Source organism: Nocardia nova (genome assembly GCF_002933465.1).
Taxonomy (GTDB): Bacteria; Actinomycetota; Actinomycetes; order Mycobacteriales; family Mycobacteriaceae; genus Nocardia; species Nocardia nova_B.
On record NZ_PSZE01000021.1, the window covers coordinates 25,310 to 40,636 of the forward strand.

At 67.7% G+C, this 15,327-nt stretch carries 15 protein-coding genes; 7 read left to right on the forward strand and 8 right to left on the reverse strand.

All coding sequences use genetic code 11. From position 1 onward, the window contains the following. Positions 1–10 precede the first annotated feature (10 nt). From C5E41_RS22730 to C5E41_RS22740, 3 genes are all read left to right on the forward strand, one after another. Positions 11–1,684, forward strand: coding sequence for an AMP-binding protein (locus tag C5E41_RS22730; protein ID WP_258081179.1), 1,674 nt, complete (start codon positions 11–13; stop codon positions 1,682–1,684). Next, the gene (locus C5E41_RS22735; protein ID WP_308706093.1) at positions 1,684–3,405 is read left to right on the forward strand and encodes an AMP-binding protein; all 1,722 of its coding nucleotides are present in this window, start codon (positions 1,684–1,686) and stop codon (positions 3,403–3,405) included. The genes C5E41_RS22730 and C5E41_RS22735 overlap by 1 nt, the downstream gene beginning before the upstream one ends. A gap of 261 nt (positions 3,406–3,666) precedes the next feature. Beyond that, a complete protein-coding gene (locus C5E41_RS22740; protein ID WP_030515537.1) occupies positions 3,667–3,858 on the forward strand; it encodes a hypothetical protein in 192 nt (63 codons plus the stop codon). Positions 3,859–3,985: 127 nt separating this feature from the next. On the opposite strand, the gene C5E41_RS22745 is transcribed toward C5E41_RS22740, so the two are convergent. Further along, on the reverse strand, positions 3,986–5,005 hold the full coding sequence (locus C5E41_RS22745; RefSeq protein WP_104377801.1) for an AraC family transcriptional regulator ligand-binding domain-containing protein: 1,020 nt from the start codon (positions 5,003–5,005) through the stop codon (positions 3,986–3,988). Between the two features lie 220 nt (positions 5,006–5,225). Here C5E41_RS22745 and C5E41_RS22750 point away from each other — a divergent pair, with 220 nt between their 5' ends. Continuing rightward, positions 5,226–5,618, forward strand: coding sequence for a VOC family protein (locus C5E41_RS22750; protein ID WP_104377802.1), 393 nt, complete (start codon positions 5,226–5,228; stop codon positions 5,616–5,618). Here the strand turns inward: C5E41_RS22750 and C5E41_RS22755 are convergent. After that, complete coding sequence (locus C5E41_RS22755) at positions 5,600–6,340, reverse strand: helix-turn-helix domain-containing protein (RefSeq protein WP_104377870.1); 741 nt, start codon at positions 6,338–6,340, stop codon at positions 5,600–5,602. The genes C5E41_RS22750 and C5E41_RS22755 overlap by 19 nt on opposite strands. 145 nt (positions 6,341–6,485) lie before the next feature. On the opposite strand from C5E41_RS22755, the gene mscL reads away from it, so the two are divergent. After that, entirely contained in the window at positions 6,486–6,947 is a 462-nt protein-coding gene (gene mscL, locus C5E41_RS22760) for a large conductance mechanosensitive channel protein MscL (RefSeq protein ID WP_104377803.1), read from the forward strand. A gap of 20 nt (positions 6,948–6,967) precedes the next feature. On the opposite strand, the gene C5E41_RS22765 is transcribed toward mscL, so the two are convergent. Beyond that, the gene (locus tag C5E41_RS22765) at positions 6,968–7,540 is read right to left on the reverse strand and encodes a TetR/AcrR family transcriptional regulator (protein WP_219823227.1); all 573 of its coding nucleotides are present in this window, start codon (positions 7,538–7,540) and stop codon (positions 6,968–6,970) included. Positions 7,541–7,901: 361 nt separating this feature from the next. Here C5E41_RS22765 and C5E41_RS22770 point away from each other — a divergent pair, with 361 nt between their 5' ends. Further along, positions 7,902–8,663 (forward strand): 3-hydroxyacyl-CoA dehydrogenase, encoded by a 762-nt coding sequence (locus tag C5E41_RS22770; protein ID WP_104377805.1) that lies wholly within the window; start codon positions 7,902–7,904, stop codon positions 8,661–8,663. 87 nt (positions 8,664–8,750) lie between these two features. Here the strand turns inward: C5E41_RS22770 and C5E41_RS34050 are convergent, their stop codons facing one another. The 5 genes from C5E41_RS34050 to C5E41_RS22790 form a co-directional block, all read right to left on the reverse strand. Then, a complete protein-coding gene (locus tag C5E41_RS34050; RefSeq protein ID WP_181063378.1) occupies positions 8,751–8,900 on the reverse strand; it encodes a hypothetical protein in 150 nt (49 codons plus the stop codon). Between the two features lie 241 nt (positions 8,901–9,141). Beyond that, positions 9,142–9,558, reverse strand: coding sequence for a hypothetical protein (locus C5E41_RS22775; RefSeq protein WP_104377806.1), 417 nt, complete (start codon positions 9,556–9,558; stop codon positions 9,142–9,144). Positions 9,559–9,630: 72 nt separating this feature from the next. Further along, positions 9,631–10,422 (reverse strand): thioesterase family protein, encoded by a 792-nt coding sequence (locus C5E41_RS22780; RefSeq protein ID WP_104377807.1) that lies wholly within the window; start codon positions 10,420–10,422, stop codon positions 9,631–9,633. A 59-nt stretch (positions 10,423–10,481) separates the two neighbouring features. After that, positions 10,482–13,274 (reverse strand): hypothetical protein, encoded by a 2,793-nt coding sequence (locus C5E41_RS22785; RefSeq protein WP_104377808.1) that lies wholly within the window; start codon positions 13,272–13,274, stop codon positions 10,482–10,484. Between the two features lie 124 nt (positions 13,275–13,398). Continuing rightward, positions 13,399–14,217 (reverse strand): dienelactone hydrolase family protein, encoded by an 819-nt coding sequence (locus C5E41_RS22790; protein WP_104377871.1) that lies wholly within the window; start codon positions 14,215–14,217, stop codon positions 13,399–13,401. Positions 14,218–14,307: 90 nt separating this feature from the next. Between C5E41_RS22790 and C5E41_RS22795 the strand changes: the two genes are divergently transcribed. Further along, on the forward strand, positions 14,308–15,279 hold the full coding sequence (locus C5E41_RS22795; protein ID WP_258081180.1) for a GlxA family transcriptional regulator: 972 nt from the start codon (positions 14,308–14,310) through the stop codon (positions 15,277–15,279). Positions 15,280–15,327 lie beyond the last annotated feature (48 nt).

Sequence of the window (15,327 nt, forward strand, 5' to 3'; positions counted from 1 at the left end):
TCCTATATCCGTGAGCGCGAGTAGGGGCCGGGTCCGGCCGGTCAGTTATACGCACGGAGTATGGGATGCGCCGCTACTGGGCGAGACGATCGGGGCGAATCTCGATCGCACGGTGGCCATCCACGGTGATCGAGACGCACTCGTCGACCGGGTGACCGGAGTGCGCTGGAGTTACCGCGAATTCGCCGCCGAGGTCGATGCCGTGGCACTCGGTCTGCTGGAAGCGGGGATCGGCAAGGGCGATCGGGTCGGCATCTGGTCGCCCAACCGTGCCGAGTGGACGCTGGTGCAGTTCGCCACCGCGAAGATCGGCGCGATCCTGGTCAACATCAATCCGGCCTACCGTAGCGAGGAAGTGCGCTACGTGATCACCCAGGCCGGGATCCGGATGCTGATCTCGGCGCGAGAGCACAAGAGCTCGAACTACGCCGAGATCATCGGCCGGGTACGGCCCGAATGCCCGGATCTCGAGCAGGTGGTCCTGTTCGACAGCGCCGCATGGGAGGCACTGGTCGCCGCCGGCCGCGCCGCCGATCCGTCGCGCCTGGCCGAGGCCGGAACGCGACTGACCGCCGACGATCCGATCAACATCCAATACACCTCGGGCACAACCGGTTTCCCGAAGGGCGCGACGCTGTCGCACCACAACATCCTCAACAACGGCTATTTCGTCGGCGAATTGTGCGGCTACACCGAGGCCGACCGAATCTGCATTCCGGTGCCGTTCTACCACTGCTTCGGCATGGTGATGGGCAATCTGGCGGCGACGAGTCACGGTGCGGCCATGGTGATTCCGGCGGCTTCCTTCGAGCCGCGGGCCACACTCGCCGCTGTCGCCGAGGAACGCTGCACCTCGCTGTACGGGGTGCCGACGATGTTCATCGCCGAATTGGCCCATCCGAACTTCGAATCCTTCGATCTGAGTTCGCTGCGCACCGGCATCATGGCCGGCTCACCGTGTCCGGTGGAGGTGATGAAGCAGGTGATCGAGCGGATGGGCATGGCGGAGGTGTCCATTTGCTACGGCATGACCGAAACGTCGCCGGTGAGCACTCAGACCCGCCGCGACGACACCATCACCCAGCGCACCGCCACGGTCGGCCGGGTGGGACCGCATCTCGAGATCAAGATCGTCGATCCGGACACCGGATCGACCGTTCCGCGTGGCGAACCGGGCGAGCTGTGCACGCGCGGATATTCGGTGATGCTCGGCTACTGGAACGATCCGGACAAGACCGGCGAGGCGATCGACGCCGCCCGCTGGATGCACACCGGCGATCTGGCCACCATGGACGACGACGGCTACGTCGCGATCACCGGCCGGATCAAGGACATGGTGATTCGCGGCGGTGAGAACATCTATCCGCGCGAGATCGAGGAATTCCTCTACACCCACCCCGACATCCTGGACGCCCAGGTGGTCGGTATCCCGGACCCGAAATACGGCGAGGAATTGGTGGCCTGGATTCGGGTGCGCGAGGGCGCAGCCACGGTGGACGCGCCGACGCTGGCCCAGTTCTGCGACGGTCGCCTGGCCCACTACAAGATTCCCCGCTACGTCCACGTCGTCGACGAATTCCCGATGACCGTCACCGGCAAGGTGCGCAAGGTCGATATCCGCGCGACCTCGGTCCGCCTGTTCGGCGTACCGGAGCTGGATCAGCAACAGACAGGAGAGCAGTGATGACGTCCAATACCGAGTTGTCGTCCAATACCGAGTTGTATCGCCAGGCGCGCGACCGGCTGGTCGAACTGGCGACCGACTACGACACCGCGGTGCGGACGTTTCAGTGGCCCCGGCTGACCGGCGAATTCAATTGGGCCGTCGACTGGTTCGACGTCATCGCCCGCGGCAACGACCGCACCGCGCTGTGGATCGTCGAGGAGGACGGCAGCGAACTGCGGGTGAGTTTCGACGAGATGGCGCAGCGCTCGGATCGGTTGGCGACCTGGCTCGCCGAACTCGGTGTGCGCCAGGGCGATCGGGTCATCCTGATGCTGGGCAACCAGGTCGAGCTCTGGGAGTCGATGCTCGCCGTCGCCAAACTCGGCGCGGTGGTCATGCCCACCACGGGCGCGCTCGGGCCGGCCGATCTCATCGACCGGATCACCAGGGGCGCGGTACGTTTCGTCATCACCAATGCCCGCGACACCGCGAAATTCGACGAGGTCCCCGGCGACTATCGGCGCATCGCGGTCGGCGGCCCGGTCGAGGGCTGGCACGACTACGCGGAAGCTGCCGAGGTGGAAGCGGCGGGCCCCTTCCCCGCCGTGACGCAGGTGGGCGACGAACTACTGGTCTATTTCACCTCCGGCACCACGAGTAAGCCGAAGATGGTGCAGCACAACCAGACCAGCTATCCGGTCGGGCATCTGAGCACCATGTACTGGATCGGCGTCCGGCCCGGCGACGTCCATCTCGCCATCAGCGCGCCGGGCTGGGCCAAACACGCCTGGAGCTGCTTCTTCGCGCCCTGGATCGCCGAGGCGACGATCTTCGTCTACAACTACGGCCGGTTCGACGCCGAGGCGTTGCTCGGCCAGCTCCGCCGCGCGGAGGTCAACACCTTCTGTGCGCCGCCGACGGTGTGGCGCATGCTGATTCAGGCCGATCTCGGCGAGCGTCCGGCCGGCCTGCGCGAAATCCTCGGCGCCGGCGAACCACTCAACCCCGACGTGATCGCACAGGTGGAAAACGCCTGGGGACTGACCATCCGGGACGGGTTCGGGCAGACCGAGACGACGCTGCAGATCGCCAACACCCCCGGACAACCGGTCAAGGCCGGCTCGATGGGCCGCCCCATGCCGGGGGTACCGGTGGTGCTGGTCGACCCCATCACCGGCGCGCCCGCCGAGGAGGGCGAGATCTGCCTGGATCTGAGCGCCCACCCGGTCAACCTGATGAGCGGCTACCTCCAGGACCCGGAACGCAATGCGGCGGTGATGGAAGGCGGCTATTACCACACCGGTGATGTGGCGGCGCGCGACGAAGACGGCTACATCACCTATATCGGCCGCACCGACGACGTGTTCAAATCCTCCGATTACAAGGTTTCCCCGTTCGAACTCGAAAGTGTGCTGATCGAGCATCCGGCGGTCGTGGAGGCGGCGGTGGTACCGCAGCCCGACGACACACGCCTGGCCGTACCCAAGGCGTATGTCATGCTGGCCGCCGGCTGGGAGCCCGACCGCGAAACCGCAAGGGCCATCCTGGAATACGCGCGCGATCACCTCGCACCGTATCTGCGGGTGCGGCGGATCGAGTTCACCGACCTGCCCAAGACGATCTCGGGCAAGATCCGCCGCGTCGAGTTGCGGCAGCGCGAGGAGGCCGCCCATGCCGCCGGTACCGGGATCGCACAGGAATTCCGCTACGAGGACGTCCTTGCGCAACCGACCGGTTAGCGTTCGCCGCAGCTTTGCCGATGAGTTGCTCGCCGCCGGACTCTTGCCGGCGGCGCTACACTTTCGATGAAAAGTTTGGTCGAAACCGCCTGCGGGTACAGAATTCTCACGCAGATCCCTCGCGGCCGTCAGAATGTGAAAATGGCACGTTTGCCCGGATGTGGCGCGTTCGGCGCTGGCCCGAATGCGACAGCGTGACAAGACTGACGAAGTACGCGCAGCGCGTTCCGGATGTGTAGTTACGACCGATGGGAGAGCACCGTGTTGTACACCTTCGAAACCGCCACCCAGTACGTGATCGCCGAACTGGAGGCCAAGGGCACGGCGACCCGCGAGGACTTCGACGTACCGGCCATCGTCGCCACCTCCCACGCCATCGCCGAGAGCTGGGATTTCCAGGCGCTGGACCGCCATACGTTCTGGAGTATCGCGGCGAGCAATCTGCGGGCATAGCGCGGCCCGCGGCGCCGCTCGATCACCCACCCCGGCATCCGTCGCTACCCACGCACGCCGAGGCCGGTGATCGAGCGAAACGCTCCGCGGCCCGCCGGCCCCGCGATCAGGGGCCGCCTCCGGTGAATCAGGCCTGACAGTCGGCCGATCCCGCAGTGCGCGTGTGCGTGTGCGTGTGCGCCACCGTCGACCAGCGCCGCGCCGCGCGCCGCATCGAACCGGCGTCGGCATAGCCGAGCAATGCCGCCTGCCGCTCTCGGCTCAGCGGGCCCGCGGCCTGGGCCCGGGCCAGGCGGGCCCGATCCAATTCGCGCCGCCACGTGGTCCCCGCCTCGGACAGCCGCCGCTGCAGGGTGCGCGGACTGATGGCGAGCCGCCGCGCCACCTGCTCGAGCGATACCTCGCCTTCGCTGAAAGCCTCGGCCAACGCCCGCGATACCCGCTCCGGCCAGGCCGAGGCCAACGGCGGTGGCGGCGGCAACGCGGCGGCCAGCGGTTGCAACACCTCCGCGAGCACCGGGTCGGCGGTGGTCAGCGGCAGATCCATATCGGCCGACCGAAAGGTCATCGAATCCACCGAGGCACCGAATTCCACCACCGCCGAACCGAATACCTCGGCGAACGCCTCCTGGCGACGCGGAGCCGACTGTCGCAGGGATACCCGGACCGGGTCGAACGGCGCGGCCACCAGGCGGCGGGCACGGGTCAGCACGGCGACCAGTCCCCACTGCTGCACCAGTTCGCGTCCGCGCCCCTCACCCTCGATGATGTCCAGGTACAGCGTGGTCTCTGCCTCGTTCTCCACCACCAGATCGAAGCGGTGATTGGTGGTGACCGCGGTGACGTACGGACCACAGGTCGCCAGCCCGGCGCCCACGGTCGGCGCACTGGCGAACAGATAGTCGTAGAGCCGACTGGCGGCCAGCTGATATCTGCTGGCGACGTGCAACGCCACGTCGGGATCGTCGAGCCAATTCTCACCGATCTCCCATAACCGGGAAAAGATCCGCGCGGGCACATGAACGCCTTCGCCGGCCAGTGTCCATTCCGGTAGTTCGCATTCACGCAGCAGTCGGTCACGATCGATTCCCGCGTCGGTCATCTGCGAGATCACGAAACGATGCAGCACTGTCTGGTCGGTACCCATATCCCTCCTGCCCTGATTCGCGTCCCCGAACACGTAGTGGGAAACGCTAATCACTCCGACCAGCGTTTCGACCGAAATTCACTCCGATTGTGGTGGTCAGCACGTTGCGGCAATAGATTGATCCTGGTCACCGAGCCTTCGATCCCGAATTGTGACAAACACGGCCACACCGTCCGATTCGTTCAAGACGACACCGGCGGCGGCGCTCTAGGGTGACGCCATGGCACCTCAACTCAACGCAATCGGCGTGGTCGTCTCCGATCTGACGGCCACACTCGGCTTCTACCGACGGCTCGGTCTCGAATTCGGGGAGGTCGTCGGTGGTGGGCACGTGGAGGCTCCGCTACCGGGCGGATTTCGGCTGATGCTCGACTCCGAGGAGAACCTCGCACAGGACGCCGGCGTCGAGCGGCGGTGGAACGCCGCGGCGGGCCGGATCGGGCTGGCCGTCGAATGCGATTCGGCGGCCGAGGTCGACGCGCTGTTCGACGAGCTGGTCGCGGCCGGATACCACGGGGAAGCAAAGCCCTTCGATGCCGTGTGGGGCCAGCGCTACGCCACCGTGCACGATCCCGACGGCAACGGCGTCGACCTCTACGCGCCGCTGAGCTGATACTCCTCGGCGCGCGCGGCGGCGCCTCGGATATGGCCGGGAGGTCGCCCGGTCAGAGCCCGGATCTCCCGGCTCATATGGGCCTGATCCGCATATCCGGCCAGCGCCGCGGTCTCGGCGAAACCGATGCCGGTGCGGGTCAGATCCACAGCACGGCGCATCCGCAGCACGCGGGCCAGCATCTTCGGCCCGTATCCGAAGGCCGCGACCGAGAGGCGATGCAGTCGCCGCGCGCCCAGGCCCAGCGCGTCGGCCGTGGCCGCGACCGTCTCCCCCGCATCCAGCCGGCGCACGATCTGCGCCACCACCGGGTCGGGCGGGGCGGTCACCGCCGCGCAGCGGCGGGCCACCTCCTCCAGCCCGCACAGCGGATCCGGCGCCGCCGCGACCACGTCGGCCATGGCGCGGGCCCGCCGCGACGACCACACCTCGTCCAGTTCGGCCCGGCGATCCAGCAGCTCCGGCGCACGAACGCCGAGCAGCGCCGGGGCGGTACCCGGTGCGAAGCGAATCCCGTACACGGTCTGTGCGGCAGCACCGCTGTGGTAAGCGCGGGTATCGGGCCCGGCCACCAGCAACCGGCCACCGAGCCAGAGCAGATCCATACAGCCATCCGGCAACACCGTGGCCGACTTCCCCGCCACCTCCCGCTGCCACACGATCGCGCCCGAGGACACCCGCGAGCGGCGTTCTCGATAAAGCTCCGGCGAATTCTCGGCCACGCCGGAAAGGGTATCGCCCGGCACCGACGGATTCGGATCCGAACAGGTGATCGAGCCCACATCGAGTTGCTGCTGGTTCGCTACTCGCCGTTAGACTGCCGGTCCGAGACAGCGTTGATGTGTTCGGATCGATCGTGAGGCTGACATGCTCAAAGGGTTCAAAGACTTCCTGATGCGCGGCAACGTCATCGAATTGGCGACCGCGGTGGTGATGGGCACGGCCTTCACCGCGATCGTCACCTCGGTGACGAAGGGAATCGTCGAGCCGCTGCTGGCGGTCGTGGGGACCAACGGGCAGCTCGGATTGGGCGTGCAACTGGTCGCCGGAAAACCGGCCACATTCATCGCCATCGGCCCGATCATCAGTGCGGGAATCAATTTCCTCATGGTGGCGACGGTGTTGTATTTCGTGCTCATTCTTCCGATGAACACCTTGCAGAAGCGGTTCAGCCGCAAAAAGAAGGCCGTCCCGACCCAAACCGAATTGCTGATCGAAATCCGCGATCTGCTCGCCGGCCGGAGCGAATCCGCCACCACCGACGCCGTCGTGGACACCGACGCGACCGAGGCTCAGCGGCGGGTCGCCGAGATGGTCCACGAGCGCTGAGCCGAAATACCCTGTAGTCGTTACTTTTTCGCACCGACGAAGTCGACGGTGGCGACCATCTGCCGGGCCAGCTGTTCGGGATCGGCGCCGCCGAGATCGGAGTCGGTGAGCGCACCCTCACGCCACAGCGACGCGAAGCCGTGCACAAGCGACCAGGCGGCCAGTTCGGTCGCCGGTCGCGCGGATTCCGCGACGCCCAATTGGGCTACACCGAAACGCAATTCCTCGCCGGATAGGGTGCGGGCCGCGATCAGCTCCGGATCGTCGACGCGCAGCAGGTCGTGGCGGAACATGACATCGAAATGTCCGGGGTGGCGCCGCGCGAAGCGGATGTAGGCGACCGCCATCTCCCGGAAATCGTCGCGGGAGCCTCGCAATTCTTGGGCCAGCAGCTCGTATCCGCGGATCGCGAGTGCGGTGAGCAGGCCCTGCCGATTGCCGAAATGGTGAGCGGGCGCGGCATGTGAGACGCCGGCGCGCTGGGCCAGCGCTCGCAGCGACACCGCGTCGACGCCGTCGGCAGCGATCTGCTCGGCCGCCGCCGTCAGCAGCGTGGCCCGCAGATCTCCGTGGTGGTAGGAGCTCTTGGTCACCCGATGATCGTGGCGCAGGGACCGGGCCCGAGTCCACCAACCACCGGCGGTGCGGCCGTCACCGCAGCGGTCGCCGCACTGCGGGAGACCCTGGCCCCGACCAGGCGGTTGCCGACGCTTCCACCGAAGCTGGAACATGTTCCAGTATTTGCCCGGCCAGCGATAGGTAGCGAACTCGGCAGAACATCCCGGTTGCGCGCCCGACCGACACAACCTTGCGATATCGCCGTGAGCTGGTATAACCAGAGAACGAACCCCGGATTGCCTCCCGCTCCACAGCGAGTACTGAGGCGAACCTATATTTACTTGTTAGTAGTGCGGCGACTAGTCTGACGCCGATGCCGATCAGAAAGGACCTCGTATGAAGCTCGAGAATGCGGTCGCCGTGGTCACCGGCGGCGCGTCGGGTCTGGGCCTGGCCACGGTGAAGGAACTGCACGGCCAGGGCGCCAAGGTGGTGATCATCGACCTGCCGTCGTCCACCGGCGAGGCGATCGCCAAGGAGCTGGGTGCGGGTGTGGTCTTCGCCGCAACCGATGTCACCAACGAGGAGCAGGTCAGCGCCGCGCTCGACGCCGCCGCGCAGCTGGGCACCCTGCGGATCGCGGTGAACTGCGCCGGCATCGGCAACGCGATCAAGACGGTGAGCAAGAAGGGCGCGTTCCCGCTGGCCGACTTCACCAAGATCATCAACGTCAACCTGATCGGCACGTTCAACGTGATCCGGCTGGCCGCCGAGCGCATCGCCGCGACCGAACTCGAGGGCGAGGAGCGCGGTGTCATCATCAACACCGCCTCGGTCGCGGCCTTCGACGGCCAGATCGGGCAGGCCGCCTATTCCGCCTCCAAGGGCGGCATCGTCGGCATGACCCTGCCGATCGCCCGCGACCTGGCGAGTGTGAACATCCGCGTGGTCACCATCGCGCCGGGCCTGTTCCACACCCCGCTGTTCGCCACCCTGCCCGACGAGGCCATCAAGGCCCTCGGCGCGCAGGTCCCCCACCCCGCCCGTCTCGGCGACCCCACCGAATACGCGGCGCTGGCCCGCCACATCGTGGAGAACCCGATGCTCAACGGCGAGACCATCCGCCTCGACGGCGCGATCCGCATGGCGCCGCGCTGATTTCGCGTAGGGAGGCCCGGTTTCTGCGGAAGCCGGGCCTTTCCACGTCTGTGCGACATCTCGGCCGCCCCCGGGACAGGAACAGCGCTACGGATCCACCCCGGTGTCGGGCGCGCACGCCACATCGGCCGCGGGTAATAGCCCGTCGGCGAAGTATCCGTTGATCGCCGCGCCGACGCAGCGACTGAGACCGGGACGAAAGGCCAAGGTTGGATGTTCGCCGACGGTGTCGGCCATCTTCTCGTTCAGCCGGAAGTTGCCCAGCAGGTTGTGCAGCAGGAACGGCAGCCAATGATCGTCGATGGTGAATCCGTCAACCGTAATCGATTGCCGACCGGATCACATCCATATCGCGGGCGGTGTTGCGGGTCGTCAGCTGCCGCAGCGCGGTGGGATCGCCTGCCGGGCACGCCTGCCAGACGCGCGGCACGGGCGGTGTCGGCGAGAAATCCGTCGAGGCCGGCGCCGGCGGACCGGATCATCTCACCGATCGGCCAGCCGCAGTTCCGGCCGCCGGCGGACCGGCCGATTCTGCGGGGTCGATCCCGATCAGGTCGTACTGCACCCGGACATCGGGCGCGAGAACATCACCCAGCAGGTCCAGGGTGTCCAAGCCAGAGGCGCCGGGACCGCCGGGATTGGCCAGCAAGACGCCGTGCCGGCGATCCGGATCGGTCGCCGGCACTCGTGATATCGCGACGCTCAGGGTTCGGCCGTCGGGGTCGCCGTAGTCCAGCGGCACGCGTACGGACGCGCAGGAACCGCCCGCCGCGTCCAGAGTGTCGACCGCGCAACGCTTCCAGGTCACATGCTGACGGTAGAAGCGGTCCATGCCGGTGACGGGCGACGGTACCGCGGCACTGGAGGTGGCGAGTACGGCGCCACACTCGTCCACACCGCCACGGTAGCCGAGGGATTCGGAGTCACCCGTGGCGGGAAGAATCCGATGGCGGCGGGGACGTGCCCACTACCGATTCCCGATCAGCAAGGTCTGCGTGCTGCGGCCGACCGGACCCTTCTCGTCGTAGAGCCGGGATTCGGCCATCCCGATGCCGCTGCGCTCCGGATAGGTCACCGCATCGAGGCAGACCCACTCCCCCACCGGTTCACGATGCAGTGTGACGGTGAGGTCGGTATTGATGAAAAGGTAACGCTCCCAATCTAATACCGCGCTCACGCCGTTGCCGGAATCCGCCGCCGCGAGGGTCCGTTCCAGTGGACTGGGAGTGGTTCCGGCGACGATCGGATAGCGCAGCTTAATCCAGCACACCGCCGGCCCGGGCTGCTGGAAGGAGCCGGCGACGAACCGGTAATCGATCCCGGTGTGGAATCCGACGGGCTGATCGCTCGGGAACTCGCCGCTGTGCGGCACGGTGTCCGGGCCGGGATACGTGCCGGCCGCCGACGCATCCGCCGGCACCTCGATCTCCGGATCGGCCACCCGCAGCCGCCACGCGTTCGCCTTCAACACGGGTCCGCGGTCGGTGGCGACGGTCGCTTCGATCAACTCCACGCTGCGTCCCGGCCGCACCACCCGCGCCTCGGCCCGCAGCGGCGCGATCGGGACGGGACCGAGAATCTCGACCGCCACCCTCCCGACGCGGAATCCGGGCCGCGGTTCACACCGCTCGATCACGTGCCCCAGCAGCGCCGACGGCGGTCCCGCATGCTGCGCGTCCGGCGACCACGGACCGCGGGTCAGCTCGGTGGAGTGGAACAGCGCGGTATCCGTGGGATCGGGATGATAGAAGGCCTCCATGAATCCTTATTACCGTACCGAGGCAGCGCCGACCCGCTCGCCCTGACCGGTGCGGCGACTCACCCCGTGGGTCGCTCCCACTTCTCACTGTCGCTCTCGGTTCCGGCCGGGCAGCCGGTCGGTGCGCCCCGCTCGGGTGCGATCGGATACATCACCAGGCACTTCGGCGGTAGGTCGGGATCGTTCAGATCGGAGGTGACGAGGATGCCGATCGAGGCGCCGGTGGCGATTCCACCGGGGCCGTCGAAACGTAGCCTTCCGGTGATCGTGTCGGCGTCGAGATCGGGGCGCCGCAGTTCGAGGCCGATGGCCGCGCGGTTGATCGTGCCGTCCGCGGCCGACCGCTCGGGCCGGGCGCGATTCCGCTGGACCGCCCGCAGAAACAGCTCAGCGACGTCGAAGGTGATTCCGGTGCGATCGCCGGGCCAGCTCTCGCGGAAATGCGGCAGATCGTGCCGCAGCTGCGTCAGCTCGGCGCAGAGGCTGCGCAGGCTCAGACTGGCATGGTCCATGCGGTCCGGTGCACCGTCACGCACGCAGTTGCTGCCCGCCAGCAGCGCCGGCACCCCCTTGGCGACGTACCGGACCGGAAACCCGATCGGCGCGGCATTCTGGACCAGCTTGTCCGACACGGCGCGGGTCGCGGTGTCGTTGGCGAGAATCGGCGGTGGAGCGTCACCGCAATGCTGGGCGACCGCGTTGACGAACGGCCCGAAATCCGGGTTGCGCCCGGCGAAGAACAACAGCGTCCGTGGTGCATCGGATTCGGCCGGCGCGCACGGCAGCGGCAACCCGTAGATCTGCTGCTGCTCCGTCCACGTGTAGACGTCGCCGAGCATGTTCCGCTGCGCCAGGACGGTCTGCAGATCGTCGGCCAGCGTGCGGACGTAGATGTCGTCGCCATCGGCGGGCGCGTAGACCGCCACCTTGCCGTAACGCCGGGTCGAGTCCGAATTCCGCGCGCCCGCAGCGTATTCCGCGACCAGCTCCGCCTGAGCGTGATTGTCAGGGACGGGCTGGAAGTAGGTGGGCGACACCGTGTCGAGTCCGTCGGCCGACAGCGTGGTCACCATGGTCGGGACTCCCAGCTCGCCCAAGCGCGCGATGGCCCTGCGCGTTTCGGCCGTGCTGCGATCGAGTCCGATCACGCCCACCACGCTCGGATCAGACCGCACCAGCCGGCTGATCTGGTGTTCGACCACCCAGGTCGCGTACCGCATGGTCGATCCGCCGTTCGCGATCACGATGCGCAGCAGCGGTTCGGATTCACCGTTCTGCTTGTTCGCCCGCCGTTGCTGCACCGCGAGCCCCGCCAGTTCCTCCGCCTGGGCATGGGGGTAGCGCACATTGCGATCGGTATAGGTCATCCCGGCGAAGTAGATCAGGGTGACCAGGGGACGGCGCGGATTGTCACGACGCAGCCGTGCGGCCATGGTGTTCTGCCGGAACACCTCGCGCTGCATTTCGGCCAGTTCCTCGTCGTCGGCGAACACCTGTGCGGCACTGCCGCTCACCCCGATACATTCGGTGCCCCGCACCGCGACATCGACGTCCGCGCGCCACGGCCACGCCGTACATCCGGCGGCGATACGTGGCTGGACGGCCGTGACGGTCGCGGCCACCAGGGCGGCGACGGGAAGCAGCGCGACGACGGTGACCACCGAGCGACGCGCCGCCCACGGCGGGCCGGGGGGCTGCGCGAGTTCGGCGCGGTCGAACTGCGCGACCCTGCGGGACAGTGAATCCGGCAGGGGCAGGGTGAGATACCAACTGTCCCGGCCGCGGTTGCGGCGCCGCACGTCGATCTGGGCGCGCCAGGAGTCCAGCGGATCCTGGGCGGAGTCCAGAGCTTCGTAATGCGGGGCGGGCCGTTCGGCGGGATCCTCGATCCGAGCGACCAGCGCCAGCGGATCGAAGAGCCCGGTCTCGTTACGGATCTCGTTGACGAAACGCATCAGGCGGGTGGCGCCGTCACCGGGTGTCACGCCGTCGAGCAGCGCGACTGGATATGCGGTGCGGCGCCAGGTCGACGGGCGCCACAGCCGCCGGCGATATGCGGCGCGCAGATCCTCTAGAAAGGCGTTGACCAGCAGTTTCGCGATCTGTTCCTCGTTCTCCCGGCGCCGCATCGGCTCGGTGAGCCGTACCCCGAACCCGACGAAACTGTGCGACAGCCGAGGAGTCAGATACCGCTGATGCATGAACCAATAGCTCACCGGCGACAACCCCGGTACGTGCGAACTGACGAACAGCCACAACCGCACGATCGGCCACATCGACAACAGGACGGTCAGCACCCGGGACACCGTGCCGCCGATCGCACCGAGGGCGGTGGCCGAACGGTCGGCGGCGGGCACACTGCGCAGGAGTTTCGGCAACCGCTCGCGCAACTGTGCCGACGCCTCGGTCGCGGCGCCCGTGATCCGCTGCCGCGTCAGCCAATCGGCGGTGCGATAGCGGGGAAAAGGGATGGGGCCCATAGCCGTATCGTCGCTGGAAAAGCAGGTGTAGAGCTCCTGCAGCAGGGGGAGGAAATGCGCATCCAGCTCATCACCGCCGCGCGGGGCGAAAGCGGAATCGAACATATCCGGCCGAAGATCCGGGACGTTCACCACCGCCCGCGGAACCGCGCGCCGACCGCCCGGAGAGGCCAGCCACTCACCGCCGCGGCGCAGCAGTCCGGCTTCGGGAACCGGTGCGATATCGCTGATCAGGCATATGATCGGCGGCGGCGTTCGCCGACTTTTGCGGCGCCGGAACAGCACCGGCAGAACTCGCGGCCGCTCGTCGGGTACGGCCACCCGGCGCAGCAGATTCTGAAATCGGCGAACATCGGCCACCTCGTCCGGCATGTGTCGCCCCCTCCGCGGTGTCTGCGCTCCCCGTCGCTCGACAAGTACCCGGCACTGTACCCAACTACGCCTGCATCGGCAGAGGAGTTGCGGCGGAACGGTATTCGACGGGCTGTCGATGGTATTACCGCGGTTTCGGTGTGAGCAAGCGCTCGCCGAGGAATTCGAGAATCCGGTCGCGGGCCTCGCGGGTGGGATGGCCCTCCTCGTCGACGAAATGCGCGGTCACGATGCTGTGCGGAGTCTGTACGACGTCGCGAAAGAACGGCGGCGGGGCGGGGTTGGCGGACTCGCCCGCCAGCACGCGGCCGTCGAAGGCGTCGCCGAGCAGTGCCCGGTAGGCGGCGAAGCGGCGGCCGGTGCACCAGCGGTCGTTGTCGAAACGGTAGGCCAGGACCGTCAGGCCGTCGCGCTGGACACGGTCGCGGATCGCGGCCGCGTCACTGTCGCTCAACTCGATTCCGGCGGGGTCGTCCAGCGGCAGCGAGGGATGATTCACCACCGGCGCGACGACGGCCGGTTCGAGCGTCATGGCCAGGGCGAAATTGCCGGTGAAACACAGTCCGAGCGCACCGACTCCGGGACCTCCGCATTCCTCGTGGGCCAGGCGCGCGAGCCCGCGCAGCCATCGGGTGACGGGGCTGGTGCCGCCGCCGGCGAAGGCGCGGAATTCGGCGCTCACGCAGGCACGCCGGAGCACCTCGGCGCCCTCCTCGACCGTGGGGTAGGCCCCGTCGACGCCGAACAGGGACGGGATGTAGACGGTGAACCCCGCGTCGCGGATCCATCGCGCCAGCCGCAGGACATCGGGGCTGATGCCCGGCATTTCCGGCATCACCACAACGGCCGGGCCGGAACCGGCCGTGTAGACGGTCTTGCTCACCCCGTCCACCTCGACCGGACGGGGGGCGAAGGCGGCGATCGGGTTGTCATCGGTGCTCATACCGTCAGCATCGGCCGGAAGCGATGCGAAAGCGATCGGCGGTATCGCCATATTCTAGGGTAATCTCGCCATCGGACGAGGAGGCTGGTCGTGAGCGCGTATCGAGTGGGTGTGCTGGCCTATCCGGGCTGCTTCGCATCCGAGGTGTTCGGGATTCCCGATCTGCTGACGATGGCCGCGCATATCGCGGGCCCGGACCGCTCGGGTTACGAGGTGACGGTGATCTCGCCGCGGCGCCGGGTGATGGCGGCCGGCGGTGTGGCACTGTCGGTTTCGCCGTTGCGAGAGGTCGACATCCTCGTGGTGCCGGGGTTCGAACTCGTTCCGGGGCTCGATCCGGAAGCTCGGCTGCCGGCCCTCGCCGCGGAAATCGCCGCGATCCGCGACCACGCCGCCGCGGGCGGAGCCGTCGTATCGATCTGTGTGGGCGCCTTCCTGCTCGCGCGAGCCGGGTTGCTCGCGGGCCGGCAGGCGACCACGGCCTGGTTGTTCGCCGAAGAACTCGCACAGCACTGCCCGGACGCCGATATCCGGCCCGATCGGCTGGTCGTCACCGACCGCGGCGTGACGACGACGGCCGCCTTCAGCGCGATGTACGACTTCGCACTGGATTTGATCGCGCGACACAGCGGCACGAAGGTCGCGCGCGCCACCGCGCGGGTCGCCCTCGTCGACGACGCCCGCTCGTCCCAGACGCCGTATGTCGACGCGCGCCTGCTTCCGCAACCCGGGGATGCCTTCTCCCGCAGGGTGATGCGCCATCTCGACCGCAATCTCGCCGCCCGCTACGACCTCACCGCGCTGGCGCACACCTTCCATGTGAGCACCCGCACCCTGCTGCGGCGCTTCGCCGCCGAAACCGGCCGCAGCCCACTGGATTACCTGCAGTCCGCGCGCGTGCGCCGTGCCCGCCACCTCCTCGAAACCACCGACCGCACGGTCACCGACATCTGTGCCGCTGTCGGATACCGCGATGCCGGCACCTTCGCCGCCCTGTTCACCGCACACACCGGGCAACGCCCCGGGGCCTACCGCACCACCTTCCGCCGCACCCACTCGTGAATCGACGGCGACGCGACCGATGAGTTCCGGAGCCGGATCGCGTCTGTA

Bases quoted from the DNA above. Each gene is read 5' to 3' on its own strand.
- C5E41_RS22735 (WP_308706093.1), top strand. From the start codon at position 1,684: ATGACGTCCAATACCGAGTTGTCGTCCAATACCGAGTTGTATCGCCAG.
- C5E41_RS22745 (WP_104377801.1), bottom strand. From the start codon at position 5,005: ATGGGTACCGACCAGACAGTGCTGCATCGTTTCGTGATCTCGCAGATG.
- C5E41_RS22750 (WP_104377802.1), top strand. From the start codon at position 5,226: ATGGCACCTCAACTCAACGCAATCGGCGTGGTCGTCTCCGATCTGACG.
- mscL (WP_104377803.1), top strand. From the start codon at position 6,486: ATGCTCAAAGGGTTCAAAGACTTCCTGATGCGCGGCAACGTCATCGAA.
- C5E41_RS22770 (WP_104377805.1), top strand. From the start codon at position 7,902: ATGAAGCTCGAGAATGCGGTCGCCGTGGTCACCGGCGGCGCGTCGGGT.
- C5E41_RS34050 (WP_181063378.1), bottom strand. From the start codon at position 8,900: ATGGCCGACACCGTCGGCGAACATCCAACCTTGGCCTTTCGTCCCGGT.
- C5E41_RS22780 (WP_104377807.1), bottom strand. From the start codon at position 10,422: ATGGAGGCCTTCTATCATCCCGATCCCACGGATACCGCGCTGTTCCAC.
- C5E41_RS22785 (WP_104377808.1), bottom strand. From the start codon at position 13,274: ATGCCGGACGAGGTGGCCGATGTTCGCCGATTTCAGAATCTGCTGCGC.
- C5E41_RS22790 (WP_104377871.1), bottom strand. From the start codon at position 14,217: ATGAGCACCGATGACAACCCGATCGCCGCCTTCGCCCCCCGTCCGGTC.